The sequence below is a fragment of the Micromonospora sp. DT201 genome, from assembly GCF_049841575.1.
Taxonomy (GTDB): Bacteria; Actinomycetota; Actinomycetes; order Mycobacteriales; family Micromonosporaceae; genus Micromonospora.
Map to the genome: position 1 here is coordinate 20,517 of NZ_JBNCKP010000004.1, position 25,931 is coordinate 46,447.

Here is a 25,931-nt window from a genome sequence, read left to right on the forward strand (position 1 = left end):
GGCGGCGACCACCGCCTCACACCAGGTTGACCGTTCGTGCCTGCCGGGGCAACCCGCTGTAGCGGACGCCGTCCTGGTCGGCCAGCGCGCCCGCGATCAGGATGTCGATCAGGGTGGCGAACCCGAGGCCGGCCGTCTGCCAGATCTGCGGGAACTGCGACGCGGCGGTGAACCCGGGGAAGGTGTTGACCTCGTTCACGATGGGCTCGGGCGACCCCTCCGCGGGCAGGAAGAAATCGACCCGGAGGAGACCACGGCAGTCGAGGGCGTGGAAGGCGCGGATCGCGCGGTCCTGGAGCACCTCGGTGGTTGCCGCGTCGAGCGGGGCGGGGATCTGAAAGACCGCCCCGCCGTCGTACTTCGCGTCGTAGTCGAAGAAGCCGGCACCCGTCACCCGGATCTCCAGCGGCGGGCCGGCCTGCACCAGGCCGTCCGGGTGCTGGAGGACGGCCACGTCGATCTCGCGCCCCCGCGCCCCCTGTTCGACAAGCACCTTCGGGTCGACCTGGCGGGCCTGCTCCAGCGCGGCGGGAACTCCCGCCCAGTCGTTCACCTTGACGACGCCCAGGCTGGAACCGGCCCGAGCCGGCTTGACGAAGACCGGCAGTTCCAGCCGTCGCCGGTCGTCGGGCGACAGGTCCTCGCCGGCCCGCAGAGTCACCCCCGGGCTCACCCGCAGGCCCTCAGCGGCGAGCAGCCGCTTGGTGACACCCTTGTCCATGCCGGCGGCGCTGGCGAAGACACCGTTGCCGACGTACGGCACGCCGAGCCATTCCAGCAGCGACGCCACGGTGCCGTCCTCGCCGTACGGGCCGTGCAGGGCCGGGAACACCACATCCTGGGCGCGCAGGACACGCAGCGCCTGGGGGAGCGGCATCGGACGGCCGTCGACATGCCACCCGCCGTCGCGGTCGATGAGCACCTCGGTGACCTGGTACCGCTCACGGTCCAGGTTCGCGAGGATGCTCTCCGCCGAGCGGCAGGACACCTCGTGCTCGCCGCTCTGCCCGCCGTACAGCACTGCCAGTCGGGTTGTCATGAAATCCGTGCCCTTCCGTGGAGGTGGTCGCGGGCCACCCGGGGCCCGATGCCAGTCAAGATCTCGTGCGGGTTGGTGCCCGCCCAGCGGGCCCACTCGACGACCGTCGGTGGGGTCTGGTCACCTTCGGCGGGGCCGAACACCACGACCGGGTCACCGATCGTCACGGGGAGGTCCCCGACGTCGACCACGCACTGGTCCATGGCGATGCGCCCGACGATCGGGCACCGTCGGCCGCCGAGCCACACCTCGGCGCGGCCACCAGTGACACGAGGCAGCCCGTCGGCGTAGCCGAGCGGCAGCAGCGCCAGCGTGGTCGGCGCACCGGTGACGTGCTCGGGCCCGTAGGAGACGCCCGTGCCGGCGGGCACCCGCTTGACGTTGACCACGCTCGTACGCAGGGTCATCGCGGCATGCAGCCCGAACTCACCCGGACCGCTCGCGCCGAACGGGTCCACGCCGTACAGCGCGATCCCGATCCGGCAGAGGTCGAAGCGGGTCCGCGGTGCGGACAGCGCGGCCGCCGAGTTGGCCAGGTGCACCAGATCAGGGTCGAGGCCAGCCGAACGTGCGACTCGCAGCGCCTCCTCGAAGGTCGCCACCTGCCGGTCCAGCTCGGGGGTGCCCGGCATGTCCGCGTCGATGAGGTGGGACCACACCCCGCGCACCCGGATCACGCCCTCCCGTTCGTACTTGCGGGCCCAACCGACCAAATCGGGCCAATCGTCCCCGGCGGCCCCGTTGCGGGACAACCCGGTGTCCGCCTTGAGCTGCACCATCGCCGGTACGCCGAGCAGTTGGACCGCGTCGACGACGGCGTGCAGGTGCGTCGTCGTCGACACGCCGACGTCGACGCCAGCATTGATCAACTTACCGAAGTCGTCTTTCGGCCCGTGCAGCCAGCTCAACGTGGGCGCGGTCACACCCGCGTCGCGCAGGGCCAGCGCCTCCGCCGCCGAGGTCACCCCCAACCAGCTGGCGCCGGCGCGCAGCGCGGCACGGGCCACCTGCACCGCGCCGTGGCCGAACCCGTCCGCCTTCACCACCGCCATCAGGTCGGTGCCGGTGACCGATGTGATGGCCCGCACGTTGTTGGCGATCGCGTCAAGGTCGACCGCCGCCTCGGCCAGGGTGCTCATCCGGTGGCCTCCGCCCGTCGGGAGCCGGGGAGCGTGAACAGCCAGCGGGCGCGCACCGCCAACAGCCCGCGGTGGATGGCCAGGCTCAGGCCGATCACCAACCCGGTCAGCAGAACCGGATAACCGAGCACGATCAGGCCCTGAGCGGGCCGGTCCAACCCGGAAATCGGTACGAGCAACAGCCGGTGCAGCAGAGCCAGGACCGGCATGTGGATGACGTAGATCGGCAGTGTGATGCGGCCGAGCCTAGCCAGAGCACTGCCGAGAACCGGACACCGGGCCAGCCGGACTGCGGCGGTTATGCCGAAGATCACTGCCACGACGGAAACCGCCGGCCATACGCCGAACCATTGCTGGGCGCCGGCCACCGCCATCGCGACGAGCGCGAGGACGTAGGAGCCCGAGGTCAGCGCGAGACGGCGTCGGGTGGCGGTGGCCGCCCACGTGTGGATCTGCGGCCGCAGGTACAGGCCAGCGAGGAAGAAGATCAGGTTCTGGTAGAGGCCGGCGCGGTTGCCCGGTGTGTCGAGCAGGCCGGCGGCGGCGACGGCGGACAGCACCCCGGCGGGTACGAGGACCAGCGCCCGGGGCACCCGGCGGGTCGCCTTGGCGATGGTGAAGTACAGCGCCAGGGCGTACAGGTACCAGAGGTTGGACGGCGTGATGGTGAGTTGCTCCAGCAGGCCGACGGCCGAGGTGGCGCGGTCGGTCGGCAGCTCCGGGGCGGCGGCGAGGATCGCGGTGTGGATCAGCAGCCAGACGGCGTACAGGTAGAGGAACCCGGCGATTCGGCTCCGGGCGACGACCCGCCACGGCCGCTGAGCGGCGTTCGCCGCGAAGACGCCCGAAATGGTGAAGAACAGCGGCATCCGCAGCGGCAGGAACTGCTCACCCAGCGTTCCCCACAGCCCCGGCACCGGTACGCCGACGTGCCAGTCGAACTGTAGGTAGTCCTTGACGACAACGTGCCACCCGACGACGAGGATGATGCAGAAGCCCTTCGCGGCATCGGCCCATTCCGCCCGCTGGGACCGTTGCGCTGCGGGGGCGGATCCGGTCCGATACCTGTGGCGGAATCGGACACGCGGCGCGTCAGGTTCGTTTTCGATGGGCCGGGACTCGATGGATGACAGCTCGTGGATCACTCGCCAGAAGCTGCCAGCCGCATATCCGCGCGTGATCCACGAATTGTCATGAACCGGTAATGGACGGGTTCAGCCCTGACTCGCGGACCTCGCCGACCAGCGCGCCGTCGACACCGGCCGCCACTAGGCTCGATCCGGAGGTGCCGACATGAAGCTAGGGCTGCACTACTGGAGTTTCTCGATCCCCGCTGACCCGCCCGCGATCGCGCCGACCCTGGCGGAGACGGCGACCATCGCCGACCAGGCCGGCGTCGCTTCGTTCACGGTGATGGACCACTTCTTCCAGATGGAAGCGGTGGCCTCGGCCGAGGAGCCGATGCTGGAGGCCTACACGACGCTGGGCTATGTGGCGGCGAAGACTCAGCGGATGACACTGGGGGTGCTGGTCACCGGTGTGATGTACAGGTACCCGGGGTTGCTCGCCAAGACCGTGACGACCCTCGACGTGCTCTCCGGCGGGAGGGCTCGCCTCGGCATCGGCGCGTCCTGGTACGAGCGGGAGCAGCGCGGCCTCGGCGTGCCGGTGGTCCCGATGGCCGAGCGGTTCGAGCGGCTGGAGGAGACGCTGCGCATCTGCCTGCAGATGTGGGGCGACGACAACGGGCCGTTCGACGGGCGGCACTACCAGCTCACCGAGACGATCAACTCGCCGCAGCCGGTGAGCCGCCCGCGTCCGCCCATCATGATCGGCGGCGGCGGCGAGAAGAAGACCCTGCTGCTGGTGGCCCGGTATGCCGACGCCTGCAATCTGTTCGGCACCGACAAGGGCGCCGACGAGGTGGCCCGCAAACTGGATGTGCTGCGCGGGCACTGCGCCGCCGAGGGCCGTGACTACGACGCCATCGAGAAGACGGTGGTCGCCTCCCGGTCGCCACTGAACGACACCGACGGGTTCCTCGCCGAGGTGTCCGACTACGCCGCGCTCGGTGTGACCGAAGTGCAGGTCACGCCGGATCGGCACCCGGTGGAGTTCGCGTCTCGGCTCGGCGACGAGGTGCTGCCCCGGTTGGCCGATATCGGCTGATCCCTGCTGCGACGGTGCCGGCGGCTGCCCTCCCGGCGAAGCGGAGGACAGCCCTCGTCAGTGAGCGGTCGTGTCAGGCGACCGAGGCCGGGAACCGCTCCCACACCCGGTGTGCGGCCATCAACTGCTGCACCGCCGTGAGAGCCTCGGCACCGGAGCCGGCCGTCACGACGCCGGGGGTGCCGGCCACCCCGGCCTGTTCCAGCACGGTGACGCCGGCGCCCCAGGCACCGATGGCCTTGGCGTGCCGCCAGCACTCCTCGACGAGGAGCAGCACGCGGGGATCCACGGCTGCCGGGCCCGCCTTACCCGCCTTCGCGTCGCGTGCCGGGACAGCATCCGGTGCGGGGGCCGGCGCTCCGGCCAGCAGGACCGCGTCGAACTCGACCGACCGGCCGGTGGCGAAGGTGCGCTGCACCGGCAGGTCCGCCACCAGGCCACCGTGCGGGGCGATCAGCAGCGGCACCATGCCGGCGTCGAACACGGCCCGCCGGACCTCGTCGACGCCATCGAGGTCGCCGTCGGGGTCGACGACGATCCCGACCGAACGGCCGTCACTCGGCCACTCCCGGCCGACCTGCGACAGCGCCGGGCTGGGCGTGACGTCGGCCAGCGGCACGGTCGGCTGCGGCGCGGGCAGGCCCAGACCGGTGGCGACCTGCTCGCAGAGCACCGGGTCGATGTTGGCGAGGCTCTGCAACTGACGTTCCTTGATCGCCTGGTGGTAGCACTTGCCGAGCTCGAAGGTGTAAGCCCGGATGATGTGCTCCTTCTCGACCGGCGACATGCTCTGCCAGAACAGGCGCGCCTGGCTGTAGTGGTCGTCGAACGAGGCCGGGTTCGCCCGTACCTTCGGTGCCTGCGCGACAGTTACCGGCACGTCGAGGAACGCCTGCTCGGCGTCACCGGCGGGGAACGGGTTGCCGCCGTCGAGCGAGTTCGGCCGGTACGGGGCGACGCCCGCGTGCACGGCGTGCTGGTGGAAGCCGTCGCGCAGCATGTCGTTCACCGCCGCATGCGGGCGGTTGATCGGAATCTGCGAGAAGTTGGGCCCGCCCAGGCGGGTGAGCTGCGTGTCGACGTACGAGAAGAGTCGGCCCTGCAACAGCGGGTCGTTGGTGACGTCGATGCCCGGCGGAAGGTGACCGAGGTGGAAGGCGACCTGTTCGGTCTCGGCGAAGAAGTTCGTCGGCGTCCGGTTGAGGACCAGCTTCCCGATGGGCTGCACCTCCGCCAACTCCTCCGGCACGATCTTCGTCGGGTCCAGTAGGTCGATATCGGCGAAGGTCTCCTCCGGGGTGTCGGGCAGGACCTGGATGCCGAGCTCCCACTCGGGGTACGCGCCGGCCTCGATGGCGTCGTAGAGGTCGCGGCGGTGGAAGTCCGGGTCCATCCCGCTGAGCATCTGGGCCTCCTCCCAGGTCAGGGAGTGCACACCCAGTTTCGGCTTCCAGTGGAACTTGGCGAGCACCGTCTTTCCGGCCTCGTTGACGAGGCGGAAGGTGTGCACACCAAAGCCCTCCATCGTCCGGTACGAACGCGGAATGCCCCGGTCGGACATGTTCCAGATGGTGTGGTGCTGTGCCTCGGTGTGCAGCGACACGAAGTCCCAGAAGGTGTCGTGGGCGCTCTGTGCCTGTGGGATCTCCCGATCGGGGTGCGGTTTGCCGGCGTGGATGATGTCGGGAAACTTGATGGCGTCCTGGATGAAGAACACCGGCATGTTGTTGCCGACCAGGTCGAACGTGCCCTCGTCGGTGTAGAACTTCGTCGCAAAACCGCGGGTGTCGCGGACCGTGTCGGCCGAGCCGCGCGAGCCGAGCACGGTGGAGAACCGCACGAAGACGTCGGTCTCCCGCCCCTTCTTGAGGAAGCCGGCCCTGGTGACCGCCTCCGCGGTGCCGTAGGCGGTGAACACGCCGTGGGCACCGGCGCCGCGGGCGTGCACCACGCGCTCCGGAATCCGTTCGTGATCGAAATGGGTGATCTTCTCGCGCAGGTGGTGGTCCTGCAGCAGCACCGGGCCGCGTGGGCCGGCCTTGAGCGAGTGGTCCGTGTCGCGCAGCCGTGCGCCCTGCGCGGTCGTGAGGTAGGCACCCTGCTGACCGTTCGCGGTCGTCGGCGCGCCGGTCTCGGCACCGGTCGGCGTACGCGTCTGTGGTGCCCCCTGTTCCGGCTTCGGCGGCAGCGGATCGTGCGGTGTCGTCGGCTCCTCGACGGGCGGCGGCGCGCTACCGGGTGCGCCGGGGACATCCGGAGTCAGTGCGTCGGCGATCTTGCCGGAGGCTGTCTTCACGGCGTTCTTGACCGCCTCGGCGGGCTTGCTTGAATCCACTGAACGAACCTCTCCGTGGAGCGTGTGCGAGCGGGCGTTTGCCCTGCTACCCCTGGTCAGAGGGTCGAAACACAACCGATCCGAGGCATCCGTCGCCGGGACTGGTGATTTCACCGATGCGTGGATCGGCGGAGAGGCCAAAACTGACGTACGTCGATATCCCTCGACTTTAGGGAGTGCCCGACGTGTCGTCACCAACCACCACCCGTCCCCGTTCCGTGGCCGCCCGGCTCGCGGTGGCCGCCACCCTCGTCGCCGGTGTCGTCCTGACCGGACCGACCGGCGCGGCGCAGGCCGCGGGCCCGTACGAGCGGGGCCCCGCCCCGACCACCGCGATCCTGGAGGCCAGTCGCGGCCCGTTCGCCACGTCCTCGCAGAGCGTGTCGTCGCTGAGCGTCACCGGCTTCGGCGGCGGCGTCATCTACTACCCGACCAGCACCAGCGAGGGCACCTTCGGGGCCATCGCCATCTCGCCCGGCTACACCGCCGCCTGGTCCAGCATCAGCTGGCTCGGGCCACGAATCGCCTCGCACGGTTTCGTGGTGATCGGCATCGAGACCAACAGTCGCCTGGACCAGCCGGACAGCCGGGGTCGGCAACTGCTCGCCGCCCTCGACTACCTGACCCAGCGCAGCTCGGTGCGTACCCGGATCGACAGCAGCCGACTGGCGGTGGCCGGCCACTCGATGGGTGGCGGGGGCAGCCTGGAGGCGGCCTCGTCGCGGCCGTCCTTGCAGGCCGCGGTGCCGCTCGCACCGTGGAACACGGACAAGAGCTGGTCCGAGCTGCAGGTGCCCACGCTGATCATCGGCGGCGAGAGCGACACCGTCGCGCCGGTCTCGTCGCACTCGGTGCCGTTCTACAACAGCATTCCGGCCTCCGCCGAGAAGGCGTACCTGGAGCTGAACGGGGCGAGCCACTTCTTCCCGCAGACGACGAACACGCCGACCGCCCGGCAGATGGTGGCCTGGCTGAAGCGGTTCGTCGACGACGACACCCGCTACGAGCAGTTCCTCTGCCCGGGCCCGAGCGGCTCGCAGATCGAGGAGTATCGCAACACCTGCCCCAGCTCCTGACCGTGGTCGAAGGGGCGGTCGCCGGTGGCGATCGCCCCTTCCGCGTGTGGACTGTGGTGGCATCGAAGGTCTTGACGCGATACCCGAGAAACGTACACTGCGAGTGTAAATAACACCCGCCACCACAGAGGGATGGGTGATGGAGCGCGGCCTCGAATTGCACCACATCGGCGTCCGTTTCGGCGGCCTCACCGCCCTCGACGACGTCGCACTGCAGGTGCCACCCAACCGGGTGGTGGGCGTGATCGGGCCCAACGGCGCCGGCAAGACCACGCTGTTCAACGTGATCTGCGGCTTCGTCGCGCCGGAGACGGGTTCGCTCACCCTCGACGGCCGGCCTCTGCGGCCACGACCGCACCAGCTGACCCGGCTCGGCATCGCCCGGACCCTGCAGGGCACCGGGCTCTTCGCCGGGCTCACCGTGCTGGAGAACGTGATGACCGGCGCGTCACACACCGCCCGCGCGGGCTTCGTTTCGGCGCTGTTCGGGCTTCCGGCCAGCGACCGCGACGAGCGCCGGCTACGTCGGCACGCCCTAGCCATCCTCGACGACCTGGGGATCGCCGAACACGCCGAGGCCGCCCCGACCACACTGCCTTTCGCCGTACGCCAGCGGGTCGCCCTGGCCCGCGCGCTCGCCGCCCGGCCCCGGCTGCTCCTTCTCGACGAGCCCGCCGGTGGCCTCGGCGGCGACGACATCGCCGAGCTGGCTGAGCTGGTTCGCCAGCTGCCCCGGCGCGACACCGATCCCTGTGCCGTGCTCCTGGTCGAGCACCACATGGACCTGGTGATGGCCGTCTGCGACGAGATCGTGGTCCTCGACTTCGGCCGGGTGATCGCCGCGGGCACCCCGGACGCGATCCGCGGCGACCCGGCGGTGACCGACGCCTACCTGGGTGCCGCTGTCGAGGAAGCCGCATGAGCGCGCCGGATCTGCTCGTCGTGCGCGGTCTGGTCGCTGGTTACGGCGCCGCGCCCGTGCTGCAGGCCATCGACCTCTCCGTCCCGGCCGGCACGATCGCCGCTGTCGTCGGCGCCAACGGCGCCGGCAAGACAACCCTGCTGCGCGCGCTCTCCGGCATGATCCGCCCGGCGGCCGGCCAGGTGCTCCTCGCCGGCGACGACCTCCGGGGTACGCCCGTGGAGCAGCTCGTCCGGCGCGGCATGGCGCACGTGCCGGAGGGGCGGGGCGTGATCAGCGAGCTGACGGTCGACGAGAACCTGCGGCTCGGCGGGTTGTGGCGGCGCGACCGGGCCGATGCCAGTCGTGCCCTCGACGAGGTCTACCAGCTCTTCGAGCCTCTTGCCCGACGTCGGCGGCACCTCGGCCACCAGCTCTCCGGCGGTGAGCGGCAGATGCTCGCGCTCGGCCGGGCTCTGGTCGGCCGACCCCGCCTGCTGCTGCTCGATGAGCCGTCGCTCGGCCTGGCGCCGCGGGTCGTCGCCCGGACCATGGCCCTGCTCCGCCAGCTGCGCGACAGCACCGGCCTGACCGTGTTGCTGGTCGAGCAGAACGTCCGCAGCGCACTCGCCGTCGCCGACCAGGGTGTGGTGATGTCCCTCGGCCGGGTGGTGGTCGCCGCCCCGGCGGCGAAGCTACGGGACGACGTCGACCTGCGCCATGCGTACCTCGGTTTCTGACCACCACCCCGTCCCCTGAAGGGAGGACTCTTGGACCGCTTCGTCTTCCTTACCATCGACGGCCTGTCCCGGGGCGCGGTGTACGCCGCGTTCGCGCTGGCCCTGGTGCTCATCTGGCGGGCGGCTCGGGTCGTCAACTTCGCCCAGGGGGCGATGGCCGTCGCCGCCGCGTACGTCGCCTACACCGTCTCGACCACGACCGGCTCCTACTGGTTGGGCTTCGCGGTCGCGATCGTCGCCGGCCTGCTGCTCGGCGCGCTGGTGGACCGCGTCGTGATGCGGCACGTCGACCATGCCTCGCCACTCAACCCCGTGATCGTCGCGCTCGGTCTGGTGCTGTTGATCCAGGCGGTGCTGGGCATGGTGTACGGCAACGAGTTCCGCCCCGCAGAGGCGCCGTTCAGTCGGTCCGCACTCACCGTCGGCGGGGTCGCCGTGCTGTCGCCGTACGACCTGTTCGTCTTCGCCACGATCGGCGTGGTGGTGAGCGGCCTGGCCTGGATGTTCGCCCGTACCCCGGTCGGGTTGCGGATGCGCGCGGCGGCCTTCGCCCCCGAGGTGTCCCGGCTGCTCGGGGTCAACGTCGGTGGCATGTTGACACTCGGCTGGGCACTCGCCTCCGGGGTGGGCGCGCTGGCCGCCATGCTGGTCATGCCGACCGAGCTGGGTCTGCATCCGCACGCGATGGACCTGGTGTTCGTCTCGGCGTTCACGGCGGCGGTGGTCGGCGGCCTGGACAGTCCACCGGGGGCGGTGGTCGGCGGCCTGGTGGTGGGTCTGCTGCTCTCCTACGTGAGCGGCTACGCCGGCAGCGACCTCACACCGCTCGCGGTGCTGGTCGGGCTGTTGGCGGTGCTGCTGGTCCGGCCCGGCGGGCTGTTCGCCCCGGTCGCGGCGAGGCGGGTGTGAGCGCCACGAGGGCGGCTCTGCCGCCGAAGCGCCGGCCGGTCGACGCCGCTGACCGACCGGCCGACCGGCAACGCGGATCCACTCTGCTGCGCCACCTCGCCGTTGTGCTCGCCGCCGGGTTGCTGCTGGTGGCGGTCAGCTACGCCGTCGAGCCGTTCCGCAACTTCCAGCTCGCCACGGTGGCCGCCTACCTCTGTGCGACAGCCGGGCTGACCGTCCTCACCGGGCTCAACGGTCAACTGTCGCTCGGGCACGGCGCGTTGATGGCCACCGGGGCGTACACCGTGGCTCTGTGTCAGAACGCCTTCGCCGACCGGGGGATGACCGGCGGCTGGCTGTTGCCGCTCTCGCTGGGCGCGGCGATCGTCAGCACGGTCGTGGTCGGCGCGGTGGTCGGTGTGGCGGCCGCCCGGCTACGCGGCCCCTACCTGGCCGGGGTCACCCTCGCCGTGGCCATCGTCGTGCCGGCGTTGGCCGTCACCTTCGACGGCGTGTTCAACGGCGAGCAGGGGCTGTCGGTGCCGGTGGAGCCGCCGCCGCTGTCGCTCGGCCCGTACTTCCCGTACGAGCGGTGGCAGCTCTGGCTCACCGGCGCGGCCACCCTGCTCGCCCTGCTGCTGCTGGCGAACCTGATCCGCAGCCGGTACGGGCGCTCCTTCCGGGCGGTCCGCGACGACGAGGTGGCGGCCCGCCTCGCCGGTATCCACGTGGCCCGCACCCAGGTCCTCGCATTCGTGGTCAGCGCCGCCACCGCCGGGCTCGGCGGGGCGTTGCTGGCGGTCCTCGCGCAGAGCGTCTCCCCTGGGGCGTTCTCGCTGACCCTGTCGCTGTTCCTGCTGATGGCCGTGGTGATCGGAGGTCTCGGCCGGCTCACCGGCGCGCTGTGGGGGGCCGTCCTGCTGGTCGCGCTGCCCGACCTCACCCACTCGGTGACCGAGCTGTTCACGCTCTCGCCCGCGGTGGCGCAGCGGCTGGAGGGAAACCTGCCGCTGGCGATCTTCGGGCTCACGCTGATCGTCGTCATGATCGCCGCTCCCGGCGGCGTGCAGGGCCTGCTGTCTCGTCTCGGCCGGCGGCTGCGGGCCCGGCGCTCCTGACGCTGTCCCAGTCTGGCCTCGGCCGGGCGCTCCACCACCGCACCGTTTCACCACCACACCGTTCCCGAATGAACCGGACCGAGAGAGGTCGGTGTCACCCATGCACCGTATGGCACAACGCGGTCTCGCGATCGCCAGCACCATCGCATTGTTGGTCACCGCCGCCGGTTGCAGCGGTGACGACGGCTCCGGTCCCGGCGGGGCGTCGGTGCCGGGCGTCACCGACACCGAGATCGTCGTCGGCACCCACATGCCACTCACCGGGCCGGCCTCGGCCGGCTACTCGAAGATCGCGCCGGCGACGAAGGCGTACTTCGACTACGTCAACGCCAACGGCGGTGTGCATGGTCGAAAGATCACTTACAAGATCATGGACGACGGCTACAACCCGGCGAACACGCAGCAGGTGGTCCGTCAGCTCGTCCTGCAGGACAAGGTCTTCGCCGTCCTCAACGGCCTCGGGACGCCGACGCACACCGGGGTGCTCGACTTCCTCAAGAGCAATCGGGTGCCCGACCTCTTCGTCGCCTCCGGCAGCCGCAGTTGGGACCAGCCGGACAAGTATCCCGGCACGTTCGGGTTCAACCCGGACTACACGGTCGAGGGCAAGATCCTCGCCAACTACGCGAAGGCGAACCTGGCCGGCCAGAAGGTCTGCTTCCTCGGCCAGGACGACGACTTCGGCCGGGACAGTTTGGCCGGCGTGGAGAAGGTGCTCGGCGCCGGGGCGGTGGCGGTCAAGCAGACCTACGTCACCAGCAACACCAACGTCGCTCCGCAGATCGGCGCGTTCAAGGCAGCCGGATGCCAGGTTGTCATGCTCGCCACCGTTCCCGGCTTCACCGCGCTCTCCATCGGCACCGCCGCGCGGCTGGGCTTCAAGCCACAGTGGTTGGTCTCCAACGTCGGCGCCGACCACCCGACCCTCGCCAAGCAGCTCGGCGAGGCCGCCCCGCTGTTGGAGGGCATGGTCGGCACCAACTACCTACCGATGCAGAACGACACAGCGAACCCGTGGATCCAGCTCTTCACGAAGATCAACAAGGAGCACAACGGGGACGCGCCGTTCGACGGCAACACCGTCTACGGCATGTCGGTCGGCTACCTCTTCGTGCAGACGTTGCTCGCCGCCGGCAAGAACCTCACCCGGGAGAAGGTGCTGGAAGCCGTGCAGAAGGGCGGCTTCCAGGGCCCCGGGCTGGTGCCGCTGCGCTTCTCCGACAAGGACCACTCCGGGTACGGCGGGCAGCGGCTGAGCAAGGTGAGCGGGGGAGTGCAGAGCTACTTCGGCCCAGCGTACGAGACCGACGAGGCAGACGGGCCGGTCAACGAGTACACGGCCACGCCAGCCGCACCACCAGCAAACGGAGTGCCCACCGCCTCCTGAGGCCCCTACCTACTCCGCGATCTTGCACTTTCTGTCCCGACATAAGGGGTATCCCACCCATGTCGACAACCGAAAGTGCAAGATCGGCGCGACCATCGAGCTAGCGTGCTGGGTGTCCGGCCGGGCGTGACTACGCCTGGCCGGACGGTTGTGCCGCTCCGCGGTCGTGTCTGTGGGGCGTTGACCGGCACCGATCTGCCCTCCTACTATTTGCACCGTGAATGCAGATTCGGGTCGGCTCGTGGATCGTGTCGCCATCGTCACCGGTGCCAGACGAGGCATCGGCCTGGCCATCGCCCAACGCCTCGTCGCCGAAGGCGCCCGGGTCGGTCTGACCGCCCGACGGCCCGAGGCGCTGGCCGAAGCGGTCGCCGCCCTGGGCGGGCCGGAGTACGCCCTGGCGGTGCCGGGCCGCTCCGACGACCCCGAGCACCGAGCCGCCGCCGTGCAGCAGGTCAGCGCGGCCTTCGGCCCGGTGGACCTCCTGGTCAACCGGCCGGGCCGGGTGACGACGCTGATGGTCGGTCCGGGGCCGCTGATCACCGCCTGTCTAGACTCGGCGGTGCGTCGGGGGACGCCATGGGGGTGAAGGGGCGGGGGCGGATGGACGGGGTCGAGGTCGTGGGTCGGGTCGACGGGCGGACCGCCAGGGCCGAGCGCACCCGTGCGGCCATCGTCGAGGCGCATCTCGCACTGATCTCCGAGGGTGACCTCCGCCCGACTGGTGAACGCATCGCCGAACGGGCCGGCATCTCGCTGCGGACGCTCTGGACCAACTTCAAGGACATGGAGACGCTCTTCGAGGCGAGCGGCGCGGAGGTGCTCCGCCAGCAGGACGCCGCCTACCGCCCGATCTCACCGGGGCTGCCGCTGGCCAAGCGGGTCGACGCGTACTGCCGGCAACGGGCCCGGCTGCTCCAGTTGATCGCACCGTCGGCGCGGGCCGCCCAGATGCGGGAGCCGGTCTCCGACCAGCTGCATCGCAACCGCCTCAAGCACATCGACCGGGTGCGCGACGAGGTCGAGGAACTCTTCGCCGTCGAGCTGACCCAGGCCGGCCAGGGGCGGGAACAACTGCTCAACGCCCTCGTGGCCGCGAGCATGTGGCCGGCCTGGTCGATGCTGCGTTACGGCCTCGGGCTCGGCGTGGACCAGGCCCGCGCGGTGCTGACCCGCACGGTGGGCGCCCTGCTGGCCGAGGTCGCAGCCGACTGACGCCGGACTCAGTCGGGCGGGCTCTCCCCGGTGAGTCCGTCCACCGACTCCCGGATGAGGTCGGCGTGGCCAACGTGTCGCGCGTACTCCTCGATGAGGGTGAGCAGGATGTATCGCAGGGTCGGTGACTCGCCCCGGGAGTTGGTGAACTTTCCCAACTGCTCCAGGCCGCCGTCGACCAGCGCTTCTGCGACGACCGACCGTGATTTGGTCACGGCTGATCGCCATTGGGCCACCAACTGCTCGGGCGACTCCTCGGCGGCGGTACGCCAGTCCCAGTCGGGGTCGGCGTCCCAGTCGACCACGTTCCACGGTGGGCCCGCCTCGCGCCCCAGCAGCCAGGAGGCAAAGATGTCGTCCTCGACGTGGGCCATGTGCTTGAGCAGCCCGCCCAGGGTCATCGACGATGGGGCGAGCTGTGCCCGTAGGCCCTCCGCGTCCAGTTCCCCGCATTTCCACGCCAACGTCGCGCGCTGCCGCTCGAGGAAGCCCAGAAGGGTGGCGGCCTCATCGGCCGCGAGGAGAGGCTTGGCGGTGATCTGCTCGTCGACCTCGGTCATGGCGGTAAACCTACCGACCGCCCTACCGACTTCGACCCCGTGCGCCTGCCGCTGCTGTCGCGTGGCAGGGAGAGAGCGCCTCTTTCCATTCGGTTACCGATGAGTGACACTGGCAAGCATGGTTACTGCATCAAGAGTGCAATTAACCGTGCTGCGTGGTCGGGACGATGAGTGGCAGGCTGTCCGGAGCTTGCTCGACGGCGTAGCCGCAGGCGGTGGTGCCCTGCTGCTGGACGGCGAGCCGGGCTCGGGCCGAACCGCGTTGGTCGGCCACGCCCACCGGTACGCCGAGGGCTGCACCGTGCTCGCCGCAAGCGGACTGGCCGAGGAGGCCGCGTTGCCGTACGCGGGTCTGCAGCGGCTGCTCGACCCCGTGCTCCACCGTGCCGTCGCCCTGCCAACACAGCAGCGCAACCTGCTACGGCGTGCGCTCGACGGTGAGACCTGCCCGGCCGACCGCCAGCTGACGCTCTCCATGGCGGTGCTCGGGTTGCTCGCCGCCGCTGCCCGGGACCGTCCGCTGCTCGCCACCATGGACGACGTCGACCGGGGCGACCGGCAGACCGCGCAGGTGCTGGCCTTCGTGGCCCGCCGACTGCGGCACCTACCGGTCGCAGTCCTGCTCACCGCGGACGTCACCGTCACGGTCGACGGGATACCAGCGCACCGACTCCGGCCACTGAACGCGCGGGACAGCGTCGCCGTCCTCACCGACCGGCTGCCCGAGCGGCCCGCCGCGTCGGTCCTGACCGCGCTGGCAGCGACTGGTGGCGGCAACCCGCAAGCGCTTGTGGACCTGGCCGACGTGCTCAGTCCGGCACAGTGGCGAGGGGAGGAGGCACTGCCCGCCGCGCCGCCAGCGGACGGTGCACTTGGCCGCGCGTACCGGGCCCGTCTGGACCGGTTGCCGCAGGACACCCGGCGGATGCTGCTGCTCGCCGCGCTCGACGAGGCCGGCGAGCCGGGCACCCTGATCCGGGCCGCGAAAACGGCCGGCATCGAGTTCGAGGCGCTCGCCCCGGCGGAGCTCGCCGGCCTGGTCCGCGTCGAGCCGCAGGGCGTCACCTTCCCCCAGCCGTTGGTTCGCACGATGATCGCGGCCAGTGCGCCACTCGCCGAGCGCCGCCCAGCACATCGGCTGCTCGCCGGGGTGCTGGTCGCGGATGGGCAGCGGTTGCGCCGGGCCATGCACCTCGCTGCCGCGACTGCGGGTGCCGACCCGGCCCTCGCCGCTGAGCTGGAAGAAGCGGCGGCTGGTGGAGTCGGTGGCTGGGCCGCAGCCTCGGCGGCGCTGCGGTGGGCCGCAGAACTCAGCGATCATCCCGCCCAGACAGCTGCCCGCCTGCTGGCCGCCGCCCGTTATGCCTGGGCTGGGGGTCAACCCGACGTGGCCCGGCTGCTGCTCGACCGCCTGCGCTCGGTGTCCACCGACCCGGTCGTCAGGGGCCGCGCCGACCTGCTGCGCGGTGAGTTGGAGCTGCGGTGCGGCGTCGCGTCCGGCGCGTCGGCCACGCTGCTGACCGCCGCCACAGCGGTGGCCGGCACCGATCGCGCCCTGGCGTTGTCCGGGCTGGTACGAGCCGGCGAGGCGGTGTGCTTCGCCGGCGACCAGTACCGGTACGCCGAGGTCGGCCGCCGGGCGTTGACGTTGCGGCGACCGACCGACCCACCGGCCATGGAGCTGATGGGCTGTCTGGTCGCCGGGGTGGCGGCGACCCTGCGGGGCGACCACGAGCGGGCCGGCCCCGCGTTGCGTCGCGCCGTCGTGCTGGGCGGCCGGTTGACCGGGTCGGCGCTGACCCCCACCGCGCTGACCCGCGCGGCGGCGGCCGGCCTGGTGGTTGCCGTCGACGGCGCGGCGCACCGGCTCGCCGAGCGTGCCGTCGGGTTGGCCCGCGAGCGGGGCGAACTGTCGGTGCTGTCCCGGGCGCTGGAGTTGCGGGCGGTCGCCGAGTACTGGCTGGGCCGGCACGAGGCGGCGGCGGAGACCTCCCGCGACGGGCTACGGGTCGCCCGTGCCTCGGGTCAGGTCAACTGCGCCAACGTTCATCTGGGCCTGCTCGCCGTGCTCGCCGCGATCCGGGCCGACCGCGACACCAGCCTGCGGCAGCTCCGTGAAATCGGTGAGTCGCCGACACCGGGCAGCCGTCCGCACGCGCTCGCCGGGTGGGCGCTGGCGGTGCTCGACCTCATCGACGGACGGCACGCCGAGGCCGCGGACCGACTGGCGTCGCTGGCCCGGCTCGGCACCGGTCGAGGTCAGGTCCTCGTGCAGGTGATGGCGACCCCGTACCTGGTGGAGGCGGCGGCGCACCTTGCGCACCGACCGGCGGCAACGGCCGCCCTCGCCGTCTTCGACAGGTGGGCCAGCGGCACCGCGAGCCCGTTGCGCCGGGCCCTGTCCGCCCGTTGCCACGCGCTGCTCGCACCGCGGGGCGGCGCCGAGGCAGAGCGAGATTTCCAGACCGCGTTGCGGCTGCACCCGACGGAGGCCGGCACGTTCGAGCGGGCCCGCACCGAGCTGCTCTTCGGTCAGGAGTTGCGCCGCAGCCGACGCCCTCGCGATGCGCGTACGCACCTGCACCAGGCCCGCGAGATGTTCAGCCTGCTCGGCGTGGCGTGCTGGGCTGAGCAGGCCACCACGGAGCTGCGGGCAGCCGGGGAGTCGGTCGGTCCGCCGGACCGGCCGGCGGCGCGGCTGCTGACCGGCCAGCAACTGCGGATCGCCGAGCTGGTCGCTGAGGGTGCCACCAACCGGGAGATCGCCGCCCGGATGTTCCTGTCCACTCGTACGGTCGACCACCACCTGCGCAACGTGTTCCACCGGCTTGGCATTCGCTCGCGCACCGAGCTGGCCCGCGCGTTCGCCACCGAGCGACACGCCGGCCTGACGTCCGACCGGTGACCGAGGGGCCGGTGACCGTCCGCTCTGGACGACGTAAACTATCACCGCTAGTTTAAGGGCCATGGAGCTGAGTCTCTCCGCCGAGCAGGCGGCGGTCCGCCAGTTGGCCGCCGAGTTCGCCGACCGGGAGTTGTTGCCGCACGCCGCCGTCTGGGACCGGCGCGAGTCGGTGGATCCGGCCATCGTCACCGTGCTCGGCGACCTGGGTTTCCTGGGGCTGACCATCGCCGAGGCCGACGGGGGTTCCGGCGGCGACCACCTCGCGTACTGCCTGGTCCTCGAAGAGCTCGGCCGGGGCGACTCGGCGGTACGCGGCATCGTCTCGGTCTCACTCGGCCTGGTCGCGAAGTCGATCGCCGCCCACGGGACGGCCCCGCAGCGGGCCGAGTGGCTGCCCCGACTCTGCGCCGGCACCGCACTCGGCTGCTTCGCCTTGACCGAGCCGGACAGCGGCTCGGACGCGGCAGCGCTGCGCACCCGCGCGGTCCGCGACGGCACCGACTGGCTGATCACCGGCACGAAGACGTTCATCACCAACGGCACCACTGCCGACGTCGCGCTGGTCTTCGCCCGCACCGGCGGCCCTGGACACCGTGGCATCACCGCGTTCCTGGTGCCCACCGACAGCCCGGGGCTGACCCGACGGGAGATCCACGGCAAGCTGGGCCTGCGCGGTCAGGCCACCGGCGAGCTGCGTTTCGACGAGGTACGCGTGCCCGACGCCAACCGCCTCGGCGCCGAGGGTGCCGGTTTCCGACTGGCTCTGGCGACCCTCGCCAAGGGCCGGATGTCGGTGGCCGCCGGCTGTGTCGGCATCGCCCAGGGCTGCCTCGACGCCGCGGTCGGCTACGCCGGGCAGCGGACCCAGTTCGGCAAGCCGATCGCCGGCCACCAGCTCGTCCAACAACTGCTCGCCGCCATCGCGGTGGACACCGCCGCCGCCCGGCTGCTGGTGTGGCAGGTGGCCGACCTGATCGACCGCGACCAGCCGTTCGCGACCGAGGCGTCGATGGCCAAGCTCTTCGCCAGCGAGGCCGCGGTCCGCTCGGCCAACAACGCGGTCCAGGTCTTCGGTGGGTACGGCTACACCGACGAATACCCGGTCGGCAAGTACCTGCGTGACGCCCGGGTCGCCACCCTCTATGAGGGCACCAGCCAGATCCAGCAACTCCTCATCGGACGCGCGCTCACCGGCGTCAACGCCTTCTAGTCGCAGGGAGACCTGGCATGAGAGTCTTCAGCTCGTTCGAGGAATTGGCCGCGGCGGTAGGGGAAATCCTCGGGCCCGGCCCGTGGCAGCGTATCGAGCAGAGCCGCGTCGACCTCTTCGCCGACGCCACCGACGACCACCAGTGGATCCATCTCGACCCCACCCGGGCTGCGGCGGGGCCGTTCGGCGCGACGATCGCCCACGGATATCTGACGCTGTCGCTGCTGCCGGCGCTGGCCGGCAGGCTCTACCGGGTCGAGGGAGTGGCGATGGGGGTCAACTACGGGCTGAACAGGGTGCGCTTCCCTGCCCCGGTGCGGGTTGGCACCTCCGTACGGGCCACCGCCACCATCGCCGAGGTGTCCCCGGTGATCGGCGGCGTGCAGCTGGTCGCGGCGGTCACCGTCGAGAGCGACAGCGGCGGCAAGCCCGTCTGCGTAGCCGAGACCGTCAGCCGGCTCTACGGAGCCACGAGTCGTTGACCGCCTAGCTCGTCCGTGTGCCGATCGGGGTGTCGCACCAGCGAGTGCGCGTTGCGGAAGAAGTTCCGGAATTTGCGGCATCTGGCTCCCTCAGGCCGTCCGTGGTTGAGGCTTGGCAGCGTCACTGTCCTGCGGCACCGGGTGCCACCTGGGCAGCCGTCTCTTGTGATGACGAATCATCCGAGCCACGTCCCGTAAACTTCCGGAAATTCTTGCTCGTCGATGAGCGGCGCTGACATACTCCACATCCACCGGAGTCAATGACCAGGGGGGCGCCTCTTCCCGGGCGCCTTCTCGTGCGCGGTCCCGACCCCGAGACCCCACCACCGCCGGGGCGGTGCGTCAGATGCCCCACCCCGGGCCCACGGAAGGAAAAGACATGATCGAGAGGTGCCACGGGGACGCCCGCCCACAAACGGGCCCCCGAGCGCGTACGGCGATCGTCCTCGCCGCCGCGGCTCTGCTCGCCGCAACCAGCGCCGCGTTCCTGCCGGGCACCGCGTCCGCCGGCACTACGCTGGGTGCGTCCGCCGCCGAGAAGGGTCGCTATTTCGGTACGGCGGTAGCGGCGTACAAGTTGAACGACAGTGCGTACACGACGATTTTGAACCGTGAGTTCAACATGGTCACGCCTGAGAACGAGATGAAGATCGACGCGACCGAGCCGCAGCAGAATCAGTTCAGTTACGGCTCGGCCGATCAGATCGTCAACCATGCGCGTAGTCGTGGGATGAGCGTGCGGGGTCACACGTTGGCGTGGCATTCGCAGCAGCCGGGCTGGATGCAGAACATGAGCGGCAGCGCGTTGCGGCAGGCGATGCTGAATCACGTGACGCAGGTGGCCACGCACTTTCGGGGTCAGGTGGTGGCGTGGGATGTGGTGAACGAGGCGTTCGCTGATGGTAGTTCGGGTGCTCGGCGTGACTCGAATTTGCAGCGGACGGGTAGTGATTGGATCGAGGCGGCGTTCCGGGCCGCGGATGCTGCGGATCCGGGTGCGAAGCTGTGCTACAACGACTACAACACGGACAACTGGACGCACGCGAAGACGCAGGCCGTGTACAACATGGTTCGGGATTTCAAGTCTCGTGGTGTGCCGATCGATTGTGTGGGTTTCCAGTCGCACTTCAACAATGATTCGCCGTATGTGAGTAACTACCGCACCACGTTGTCGAGTTTCGCGGCGTTGGGTGTGGATGTGCAGGTCACCGAGTTGGATATTCAGGGCGCGTCGGCGACCACGTACCGCAGTGTGGTGGAGGATTGCCTGGCGGTGGCGCGGTGCAACGGGATCACGGTGTGGGGTATCCGCGACAGTGATTCGTGGCGGGCCTCGCAGACCCCGTTGCTGTTCAACAGCAACGGTTCCAAGAAGCCGGCGTACGACGCGGTCCTCGCTGCGTTGAACAACGGCACCACGCCACCGACGACCACGCCACCGACCACGACCCCGCCCACCACGACGCCACCGACCACGACTCCGCCCACGACTGCTCCGCCCACGACCCCGCCTCCGGGCGGCGGGTGCACGGCGACCCTGCAGGACAGCACTCGGTGGGGCGACCGGTTCAACAGTCTGGTGACCGTCAGCGGGGCGAGCAACTGGACCGTGGTGGTCGCCGTCACCCCGCCGCAGAGGGTGTCCAGCACCTGGAACGGCAGCCCGAGTTGGGACAGCAGCGGGAACGTCATGACCATGCGGTCGAACGGCAGTGGCAACGTCTTCGGCTTCACCACCATGGCCAACGGAAATTGGAGCCGGCCGCAGGTGCGCTCCTGCACCGCCTCCTGAGCATCACCGCACGCTGAGGGGCGGCGACGGGACCCGTCGCCGCCCCATCCTCTCCCCAGAAAGCTGGATTGGTTCCGGTCCCGTCGCCATACACGCCCGGTTATCGGATCTCGATGATGACCTTTCCGAACGGGCTGGCCGACTCGTAGTGCCGGAACGCCGCGCCGGCCTCCTCGAACGGGAACGCTCGTTCGGTGACGGGCCGAAGCTGGTGCGCGGTGATGAACTCGTTCAGCCTGGTGAATTGGGCATGGCTTCCGACCGCCAACGCCCGGACCGTCGCGGCGACACCGAACAGCAGGCGAGGGTCGAGTGGTGACCAGGCACCGGAGAGCGACCCTACGAACGCGACGTGCCCGTCGATGGCAAGCGACTTCAGTGACTGCTCCAGTGTTCCGGCAGTGTCGACGACCCGGTCGACCCCTCGCCCGCCGGTGATGTCGCGGACGGCGGTGTGCCAGTCGGGGACGGCGCGATAGTTGACGACCTCGTCAGCGCCGAGGTCACGAAGGCGCTGCTCCTTTTCCGCCTGGCCGGTCGTGGCGATCACTCTCGCGCCGAGAAGCTTGGCCAGTTGTACGACGAACAGTGAGACGCCGCCCGAGCCGGTGGTGAGCACCGTGTGCCCCGGCTGGATCCCGGGATTGTCCCCGGTCAGCGCGTTCCACGCGGTGACGGCAGCGCACGGCAGCGTCGCGGCTTCGGCGTAGGAGAGGTGTTCGGGGACCGGGACGAGGGCTTGCTCTGGCAGGACGGCGATGTCGGTGAGCATGCCGTCGAGGGAGCCTCCCAGTTGTGGCAGGTGTTGCGGTGTCAGGGGGCCGTCCAGCCATCGCGGGAACAGCGCGGCGGTGACCCGGTCACCCGGTCGCACCCGCTGGACACCTGGCCCCACGGCGATGACCTGCCCGGCACCGTCGGAGACGGGGATGACGTCCGGTTTGACCGGCAGCACGTACTGGCCCCGCAGCACCAGCAGATCGCGGAAGCTGAGCGAGGCGGCGTGGACCGCGACTGCGACCTCGCCGGTGCCTGGCGTGCGCGGTTCGTGGGTACGCAGCTTCAGACCATCGATGCCGTCGCCGCTGTTGACATGGTAGCTACGCGCGGACGTAGGTAGCGTCGCAGTCATCGCCGTCACCCCTCGATGAACTGGTAGTCGCTGACGATGCACCCGTCCGCGCCGAGCACGAGGATCTCCAGCCCGACACCGGCCACGTCGCCACCATCGCGCGGCACCATCTCCCACCGAAACTTGACCACGTCGCGGAGTCGCTCGGCATCCCCGCGGGAGCGGAACACGAAGGTCCCCGGCGCGATGAACTTCTCGTACGCGCGCGTCACCCGCACCTCCACTTCGTCATGCCCGCGCGCCTCCAAGACGAGACGTTCGAACCCCAGGCCCTCGGCGGCCTGTCGCATTTCCTGAGGCGGCTGCAGGACATGGACCCCGTCGGTGGACCAGAGTTCGCGAACGGCGGCGCGGCGACGCTCCGGGTCGGGTTCGTTCCACGCCGCGACGTAGCGGTCGGTGAGGTCCTTCAGGTCGATGTCGGCCATGCTGATCCTTCAGTCGTGATGATCGTTGCGACCACGACTGTTCTGCTCCGGACGCGCCGCGACAATTCCCCGGAGGGAATCGCCAACCGGCGCGGCACCCGGTACACAGGAAGAATGATCACCGAATCCGCGAGTGGCAGCCTCGCGGGTGCGCTGCGTACGTGGCGCACCCGACGACGTGTCAGCCAACTCGAACTGGCGGTGCGGGCCGGCACCACGCAACGGCACGTCAGCTTCATCGAGAGCGGACGCTCAACCCCTGGCCGGGCGATGATCATACGGCTGGCCGAGTCGCTGGAGGTGCCGATCCGCGAACGCAACGAACTGCTCCTCGGCGCCGGATTCGCGCCCGTGTATCCGCAGCGCGAACTGGACGACCCTCAACTGGCACCGATCCGAACCGCCCTCGAACGCGTGCTGCACGGCCACCTGCCGTACCCGGCCGTGATCGTCGATCGGCACGGCGACCTCGTTTCCGCCAACGCCGGTTTCGACATGATCACCCGCGGAGTGGACCCACACCTGCTCACCCCGCCGGTGAGCGTCCCCCGAGTCCTGCTGCACCCCCACGGTCTCGCACCCCGCATCGTCAACCTCGACGAATGGGCCTGGCACATCATCGGCAGCGTCCAAGCCGAAAGCGTCCGCAACCCGAGCGACCGACTCCAGCGCCTCGCCGAGGAACTCGTCGACCTGGCACCCCCGCGGCCACGGCAACTCCCGCCACACCACCTCGGGTTCGCGGTGCCGCTGCACCTGCGCACGAGCGATCCGGACAACCGAGAACTGCGGCTCATCACCACACTGACCCACTTCGGCACCGCCACCGACGTCACCATCGCCGAACTGCGACTGGAAGCGTTCCTCCCGGCCGACGAAGCCACCAGCACCGCACTGGCCGAACTCGTCAGGTGGTAACAGCTCATGACGGGCGTGCCCCTCCCGGCCGACATGCGGACTCTCGGCGCCACCGCCGTCGACCTGGGCGAAAGCTCTGTCCCGGGGACGGCCCTCGCCGACCCGGAAGGTAACAAGTTCTGCCTCCTCGCCCCAGGCTGATTCGAACCCTCGCAGCGGTTGGCCGTCGGGGCCGACGCGATCGACGGCCGTGTTCGGATCCTGGCCGGCCATCGTGGAGAAGTCAGCTCAGCGCGGCTGCCTTACGGAGCAGCACTGAGCGTTCGCGCTGGTTGGCGCAGAGCCGGGCCGCCAGCTCCAACTCGGTGCGCGCTTCCGGCCGCCGGCCGAGGCGGGTCAGCAGCTCACCACGTACGGTCGGGACCAGATGCGAGCCGGGGAGCCGGTTCGAGGCGATCAGCTCGTCCACGATGGCCAGGGCCTGCGCTGGACCCGAGGCCATGGCCACGGCGACGGCCCGGTTGAGCTCGACCACCGGAGAGGGCGCGACCCGGCCGAGTGCCTCGTAGAGCACCACGATCCGGTCCCAGTCGGTCTCCTTGACCGAGGGTGCGGACGCGTGGGTGGCGGCGATCGCGGCCTGCAGGCCGTAGGGGCCGAGGCCGCGAGTCGATGCCCTGGCCAGGGCGGCCAGCCCGCGGCGGATCGCCGAGAAGTCCCACAACCGGCGGTCCTGGTCTTCGAGCAGGATCGGCGAGCCGTCCGGGCCGGTCCGGGCCGGGAAGCGCGCCGCCGTCAGCTCGCACAGCGCGAGGAGGCCGTGCACCTCCGGCTGGTCCGGCTGTAGCGCGGCCAGCGTGCGGGTCAGGCGGATTGCCTCGTACGCGACGTCGGGGCGCAACAGTCGGTCGCCAAACGTGGCTGTCGACCCTTCGGTGAAGATCACGTAGAGGACGCTGAGCACGCCGCCCAGCCGTTCCCGGCGCTCGCCGGCTGGCGGCAGTTCGAACGGCACCCCGGCCGCCGCGATCGTCTTCTTGCCCCGGGTGATGCGGGCCTGCACGGTCGGCACGGGCACCAGGAACGCGCGGGCGATCTCCTCGCTGGACAGGCCGCCGACCACGCGCAGGGTCAGCGCCACCCGGGTCTCGGGGGAGAGCACCGGGTGGCAGCTGACGAACATCAGCGCCAGGACGTCGTCGTCGATCCTGTCGGGATCAACGACGTCGTCGACCGCCGAGTCGGCCGTCGGGTCGGCCGCCAGCAGGGCGTATCGGTCCTGCAGGGCGACCCGACGGCGGATCGTGTCGATCGCCCGCCGCCGGGCCGTGGCCATCAGCCAGCCGGCCGGGTTGGCCGGAGAGGCACGCGGCCACGACACCAGCGCCTCAGCCACCGCCTCCTGGGCCGCGTCCTCGGCCAGCCCGAAATCGCCGGTGAACCGGGTCAGCGCGGCGACGATCCGGGCCGACTCGACCCGCCAGACGGCCTCGACGTCGGCCGTACCCATCAGATCTGGCCGTTGCTCTCGCTGCCCTGCGGGACCTCGTCGGGCTCGGCCACCCGCCGGACCTCGATCTTGGACCCGCGGCCCGCCGGGAACCGCTTGGCCCACTCGACCGCCGGGAACCGCTTGGCCCACTCGACCGCCTCCTGTTGGGTGGCGACATCGAGCAGGAAGTAGCCGCCGAACAGTTCCTTGGTCTCGCCGTACGGCCCGTCCGTGACCACCGGGGCCTCGCCGCTGAAGTCGACCACGACGCCCCGGCCCGGATCGTCCAGCCCTTCGGCCGCGACGAGAACACCGGCCTCCATCATCTCCTCGATGAATCGGCCGGTCGCGGCCATCGCCTCGTCGATGTTGGCCATCATGGCCGCGTTCGTCTCGTCGGTGCCCCGCATGATGAGCATGTACTTCGACATCGCGTTCTCCTCGTCCGGCGGGGCCGCCTGCCGGCCCTCGCACCTCCATGTCGAACGAGCGGCCCGCAGATCGACACGGCTCCGGAATAATCTCTCGCCGCGACGCAGCCCACCCCGCCTGACGTCACTTGGGAGGCCGATCGTCGCCGACTTGGGACTCTTCCAGTCTTCGCGCGATCTGTTCGATGGCGATGAGGTGGTCTGGGGCGAGGCGGTCGATGAAGTGGCGTCGCACCGACTGAACGTGGGCCGGTGCCGCGTCCTCGAGTGCCTCCAGGCCTTGCGCGGTGAGCACGAGGAGGCACCCTCTGCCGTCGGCCGGGTCGGGTGTGCGCCGCAAGAGGCCGCGCGACTCCATCCGGGTGGCGTGCCGGGACAGCCGGCTGCGTGACCAGCCCATCTTGTCGGCCTGTTCTCCCAGGCTGCTGGTGTGGCCGGTCCGCTCCGACAGGGTGCTCAGCACCTCGTAGTCGGGTTCGGAGAGCCCGACCGCGGCCAGGTCGCGTGCCGTGCCGGTCTGCACCGCGACCACCACGCGCAGGAACGCCCGCCACGCGCGTTCCTCGTCAGGGTTCAACCAGGGTGCGGCCCCGACCGGCGGTTTAGTTGACATGTAATCAACTTAGCAGCTACG

The 25,931-nt window shown here is 70.4% G+C and carries 25 protein-coding genes; 15 read left to right on the top strand and 10 right to left on the bottom strand.

Features of this window, described 5'->3' with window-relative positions:
• Positions 1-16: 16 nt before the first annotated feature.
• The 3 genes from ACLQ28_RS09560 to ACLQ28_RS09570 are packed head-to-tail and all read right to left on the bottom strand — an operon-like array spanning position 17 to position 3,323.
• Positions 17-1,039: a D-alanine--D-alanine ligase family protein gene (locus tag ACLQ28_RS09560; RefSeq protein ID WP_425685854.1), complete on the bottom strand. Its 1,023-nt coding sequence runs from the start codon at positions 1,037-1,039 to the stop codon at positions 17-19.
• Entirely contained in the window at positions 1,036-2,178 is a 1,143-nt protein-coding gene (gene alr / locus ACLQ28_RS09565) for an alanine racemase (protein ID WP_425685855.1), read from the bottom strand. Before alr ends, ACLQ28_RS09560 begins: the two co-directional genes overlap by 4 nt.
• Complete coding sequence (locus tag ACLQ28_RS09570; protein ID WP_425685856.1) at positions 2,175-3,323, bottom strand: acyltransferase family protein; 1,149 nt, start codon at positions 3,321-3,323, stop codon at positions 2,175-2,177. Before ACLQ28_RS09570 ends, alr begins: the two co-directional genes overlap by 4 nt.
• A gap of 148 nt (positions 3,324-3,471) precedes the next feature.
• Here ACLQ28_RS09570 and ACLQ28_RS09575 point away from each other — a divergent pair, with 148 nt between their 5' ends.
• Positions 3,472-4,347, top strand: a complete 876-nt coding sequence (locus ACLQ28_RS09575) for an LLM class F420-dependent oxidoreductase (RefSeq protein ID WP_425685857.1) — start codon at positions 3,472-3,474, stop codon at positions 4,345-4,347.
• 73 nt (positions 4,348-4,420) lie between these two features.
• Here ACLQ28_RS09575 and ACLQ28_RS09580 read toward each other — a convergent pair whose 3' ends face one another.
• Positions 4,421-6,682 carry a catalase gene (locus ACLQ28_RS09580; protein WP_425685858.1) on the bottom strand — a complete coding sequence of 754 codons (2,262 nt, stop codon included), beginning with the start codon at positions 6,680-6,682 and terminating at the stop codon, positions 4,421-4,423.
• Positions 6,683-6,867: 185 nt separating this feature from the next.
• Between ACLQ28_RS09580 and ACLQ28_RS09585 the strand changes: the two genes are divergently transcribed.
• From ACLQ28_RS09585 to ACLQ28_RS09620, 8 genes are all read left to right on the top strand, one after another.
• Positions 6,868-7,758 carry an alpha/beta hydrolase family protein gene (locus ACLQ28_RS09585; protein ID WP_425685859.1) on the top strand — a complete coding sequence of 297 codons (891 nt, stop codon included), beginning with the start codon at positions 6,868-6,870 and terminating at the stop codon, positions 7,756-7,758.
• A gap of 139 nt (positions 7,759-7,897) precedes the next feature.
• Positions 7,898-8,680 carry an ABC transporter ATP-binding protein gene (locus tag ACLQ28_RS09590; RefSeq protein ID WP_425685860.1) on the top strand — a complete coding sequence of 261 codons (783 nt, stop codon included), beginning with the start codon at positions 7,898-7,900 and terminating at the stop codon, positions 8,678-8,680.
• Positions 8,677-9,399 carry an ABC transporter ATP-binding protein gene (locus ACLQ28_RS09595; RefSeq protein ID WP_425685861.1) on the top strand — a complete coding sequence of 241 codons (723 nt, stop codon included), beginning with the start codon at positions 8,677-8,679 and terminating at the stop codon, positions 9,397-9,399. Before ACLQ28_RS09590 ends, ACLQ28_RS09595 begins: the two co-directional genes overlap by 4 nt.
• Positions 9,400-9,429: 30 nt before the next feature.
• On the top strand, positions 9,430-10,308 hold the full coding sequence (locus ACLQ28_RS09600; RefSeq protein WP_425685862.1) for a branched-chain amino acid ABC transporter permease: 879 nt from the start codon (positions 9,430-9,432) through the stop codon (positions 10,306-10,308).
• Positions 10,305-11,405, top strand: coding sequence for a branched-chain amino acid ABC transporter permease (locus ACLQ28_RS09605; protein ID WP_425685863.1), 1,101 nt, complete (start codon positions 10,305-10,307; stop codon positions 11,403-11,405). Before ACLQ28_RS09600 ends, ACLQ28_RS09605 begins: the two co-directional genes overlap by 4 nt.
• A 100-nt stretch (positions 11,406-11,505) precedes the next feature.
• Positions 11,506-12,792 carry an ABC transporter substrate-binding protein gene (locus ACLQ28_RS09610; RefSeq protein ID WP_425685864.1) on the top strand — a complete coding sequence of 429 codons (1,287 nt, stop codon included), beginning with the start codon at positions 11,506-11,508 and terminating at the stop codon, positions 12,790-12,792.
• Positions 12,793-13,009: 217 nt separating this feature from the next.
• A complete protein-coding gene (locus tag ACLQ28_RS09615; protein WP_425685865.1) occupies positions 13,010-13,381 on the top strand; it encodes an SDR family NAD(P)-dependent oxidoreductase in 372 nt (123 codons plus the stop codon).
• Between the two features lie 14 nt (positions 13,382-13,395).
• On the top strand, positions 13,396-14,007 hold the full coding sequence (locus ACLQ28_RS09620) for a TetR/AcrR family transcriptional regulator (protein WP_425685866.1): 612 nt from the start codon (positions 13,396-13,398) through the stop codon (positions 14,005-14,007).
• An 8-nt stretch (positions 14,008-14,015) separates the two neighbouring features.
• On the opposite strand, the gene ACLQ28_RS09625 is transcribed toward ACLQ28_RS09620, so the two are convergent.
• Positions 14,016-14,567 (bottom strand): DinB family protein, encoded by a 552-nt coding sequence (locus ACLQ28_RS09625; RefSeq protein ID WP_425685867.1) that lies wholly within the window; start codon positions 14,565-14,567, stop codon positions 14,016-14,018.
• Between the two features lie 118 nt (positions 14,568-14,685).
• Between ACLQ28_RS09625 and ACLQ28_RS09630 the strand changes: the two genes are divergently transcribed.
• From ACLQ28_RS09630 to ACLQ28_RS09645, 4 genes are all read left to right on the top strand, one after another.
• Positions 14,686-17,472, top strand: a complete 2,787-nt coding sequence (locus ACLQ28_RS09630; RefSeq protein ID WP_425685868.1) for an AAA family ATPase — start codon at positions 14,686-14,688, stop codon at positions 17,470-17,472.
• A gap of 61 nt (positions 17,473-17,533) precedes the next feature.
• Positions 17,534-18,682, top strand: coding sequence for an acyl-CoA dehydrogenase family protein (locus ACLQ28_RS09635; RefSeq protein ID WP_425685869.1), 1,149 nt, complete (start codon positions 17,534-17,536; stop codon positions 18,680-18,682).
• A gap of 17 nt (positions 18,683-18,699) precedes the next feature.
• Positions 18,700-19,164: a MaoC family dehydratase gene (locus ACLQ28_RS09640; protein WP_425685870.1), complete on the top strand. Its 465-nt coding sequence runs from the start codon at positions 18,700-18,702 to the stop codon at positions 19,162-19,164.
• Between the two features lie 379 nt (positions 19,165-19,543).
• On the top strand, positions 19,544-20,956 hold the full coding sequence (locus tag ACLQ28_RS09645) for an endo-1,4-beta-xylanase (protein ID WP_425685871.1): 1,413 nt from the start codon (positions 19,544-19,546) through the stop codon (positions 20,954-20,956).
• A gap of 100 nt (positions 20,957-21,056) precedes the next feature.
• On the opposite strand, the gene ACLQ28_RS09650 is transcribed toward ACLQ28_RS09645, so the two are convergent.
• The gene (locus ACLQ28_RS09650) at positions 21,057-22,088 is read right to left on the bottom strand and encodes a zinc-dependent alcohol dehydrogenase family protein (protein WP_425685872.1); all 1,032 of its coding nucleotides are present in this window, start codon (positions 22,086-22,088) and stop codon (positions 21,057-21,059) included.
• A 5-nt stretch (positions 22,089-22,093) separates the two neighbouring features.
• Complete coding sequence (locus ACLQ28_RS09655; RefSeq protein WP_425685873.1) at positions 22,094-22,516, bottom strand: hypothetical protein; 423 nt, start codon at positions 22,514-22,516, stop codon at positions 22,094-22,096.
• 114 nt (positions 22,517-22,630) lie between these two features.
• Here ACLQ28_RS09655 and ACLQ28_RS09660 point away from each other — a divergent pair, with 114 nt between their 5' ends.
• Both ACLQ28_RS09660 and ACLQ28_RS09665 read left to right on the top strand, forming a co-directional pair.
• Positions 22,631-23,434: a helix-turn-helix domain-containing protein gene (locus tag ACLQ28_RS09660; RefSeq protein ID WP_425685874.1), complete on the top strand. Its 804-nt coding sequence runs from the start codon at positions 22,631-22,633 to the stop codon at positions 23,432-23,434.
• A 6-nt stretch (positions 23,435-23,440) separates the two neighbouring features.
• Positions 23,441-23,575 (top strand): VOC family protein, encoded by a 135-nt coding sequence (locus tag ACLQ28_RS09665; protein ID WP_425685875.1) that lies wholly within the window; start codon positions 23,441-23,443, stop codon positions 23,573-23,575.
• A gap of 82 nt (positions 23,576-23,657) precedes the next feature.
• Here ACLQ28_RS09665 and ACLQ28_RS09670 read toward each other — a convergent pair whose 3' ends face one another.
• The 3 genes from ACLQ28_RS09670 to ACLQ28_RS09680 all read right to left on the bottom strand — a co-directional run bounded on the left by ACLQ28_RS09670 (position 23,658) and on the right by ACLQ28_RS09680 (position 25,910).
• The gene (locus ACLQ28_RS09670; protein WP_425685876.1) at positions 23,658-24,884 is read right to left on the bottom strand and encodes an RNA polymerase sigma factor; all 1,227 of its coding nucleotides are present in this window, start codon (positions 24,882-24,884) and stop codon (positions 23,658-23,660) included.
• A complete protein-coding gene (locus tag ACLQ28_RS09675) occupies positions 24,884-25,297 on the bottom strand; it encodes a YciI family protein (RefSeq protein WP_425685877.1) in 414 nt (137 codons plus the stop codon). The genes ACLQ28_RS09670 and ACLQ28_RS09675 overlap by 1 nt, the downstream gene beginning before the upstream one ends.
• Positions 25,298-25,421: 124 nt before the next feature.
• The gene (locus tag ACLQ28_RS09680) at positions 25,422-25,910 is read right to left on the bottom strand and encodes a MarR family winged helix-turn-helix transcriptional regulator (RefSeq protein WP_425685878.1); all 489 of its coding nucleotides are present in this window, start codon (positions 25,908-25,910) and stop codon (positions 25,422-25,424) included.
• Between the last annotated feature and the right edge of the window lie 21 nt (positions 25,911-25,931).

Coding starts and splice junctions, on each gene's coding strand:
- ACLQ28_RS09655 (WP_425685873.1), bottom strand. CDS start 22,516: ATGGCCGACATCGACCTGAAGGACCTCACCGACCGCTACGTCGCGGCG.
- ACLQ28_RS09675 (WP_425685877.1), bottom strand. CDS start 25,297: ATGTCGAAGTACATGCTCATCATGCGGGGCACCGACGAGACGAACGCG.
- ACLQ28_RS09665 (WP_425685875.1), top strand. CDS start 23,441: ATGACGGGCGTGCCCCTCCCGGCCGACATGCGGACTCTCGGCGCCACC.
- ACLQ28_RS09620 (WP_425685866.1), top strand. CDS start 13,396: ATGGACGGGGTCGAGGTCGTGGGTCGGGTCGACGGGCGGACCGCCAGG.
- ACLQ28_RS09630 (WP_425685868.1), top strand. CDS start 14,686: ATGGTTACTGCATCAAGAGTGCAATTAACCGTGCTGCGTGGTCGGGAC.
- ACLQ28_RS09625 (WP_425685867.1), bottom strand. CDS start 14,567: ATGACCGAGGTCGACGAGCAGATCACCGCCAAGCCTCTCCTCGCGGCC.
- ACLQ28_RS09635 (WP_425685869.1), top strand. CDS start 17,534: ATGGAGCTGAGTCTCTCCGCCGAGCAGGCGGCGGTCCGCCAGTTGGCC.
- ACLQ28_RS09645 (WP_425685871.1), top strand. CDS start 19,544: ATGATCGAGAGGTGCCACGGGGACGCCCGCCCACAAACGGGCCCCCGA.
- ACLQ28_RS09610 (WP_425685864.1), top strand. CDS start 11,506: ATGCACCGTATGGCACAACGCGGTCTCGCGATCGCCAGCACCATCGCA.
- ACLQ28_RS09670 (WP_425685876.1), bottom strand. CDS start 24,884: ATGGGTACGGCCGACGTCGAGGCCGTCTGGCGGGTCGAGTCGGCCCGG.
- ACLQ28_RS09590 (WP_425685860.1), top strand. CDS start 7,898: ATGGAGCGCGGCCTCGAATTGCACCACATCGGCGTCCGTTTCGGCGGC.
- ACLQ28_RS09680 (WP_425685878.1), bottom strand. CDS start 25,910: ATGTCAACTAAACCGCCGGTCGGGGCCGCACCCTGGTTGAACCCTGAC.
- ACLQ28_RS09560 (WP_425685854.1), bottom strand. CDS start 1,039: ATGACAACCCGACTGGCAGTGCTGTACGGCGGGCAGAGCGGCGAGCAC.
- ACLQ28_RS09595 (WP_425685861.1), top strand. CDS start 8,677: ATGAGCGCGCCGGATCTGCTCGTCGTGCGCGGTCTGGTCGCTGGTTAC.
- ACLQ28_RS09660 (WP_425685874.1), top strand. CDS start 22,631: ATGATCACCGAATCCGCGAGTGGCAGCCTCGCGGGTGCGCTGCGTACG.
- ACLQ28_RS09650 (WP_425685872.1), bottom strand. CDS start 22,088: ATGACTGCGACGCTACCTACGTCCGCGCGTAGCTACCATGTCAACAGC.
- alr (WP_425685855.1), bottom strand. CDS start 2,178: ATGAGCACCCTGGCCGAGGCGGCGGTCGACCTTGACGCGATCGCCAAC.
- ACLQ28_RS09640 (WP_425685870.1), top strand. CDS start 18,700: ATGAGAGTCTTCAGCTCGTTCGAGGAATTGGCCGCGGCGGTAGGGGAA.
- ACLQ28_RS09575 (WP_425685857.1), top strand. CDS start 3,472: ATGAAGCTAGGGCTGCACTACTGGAGTTTCTCGATCCCCGCTGACCCG.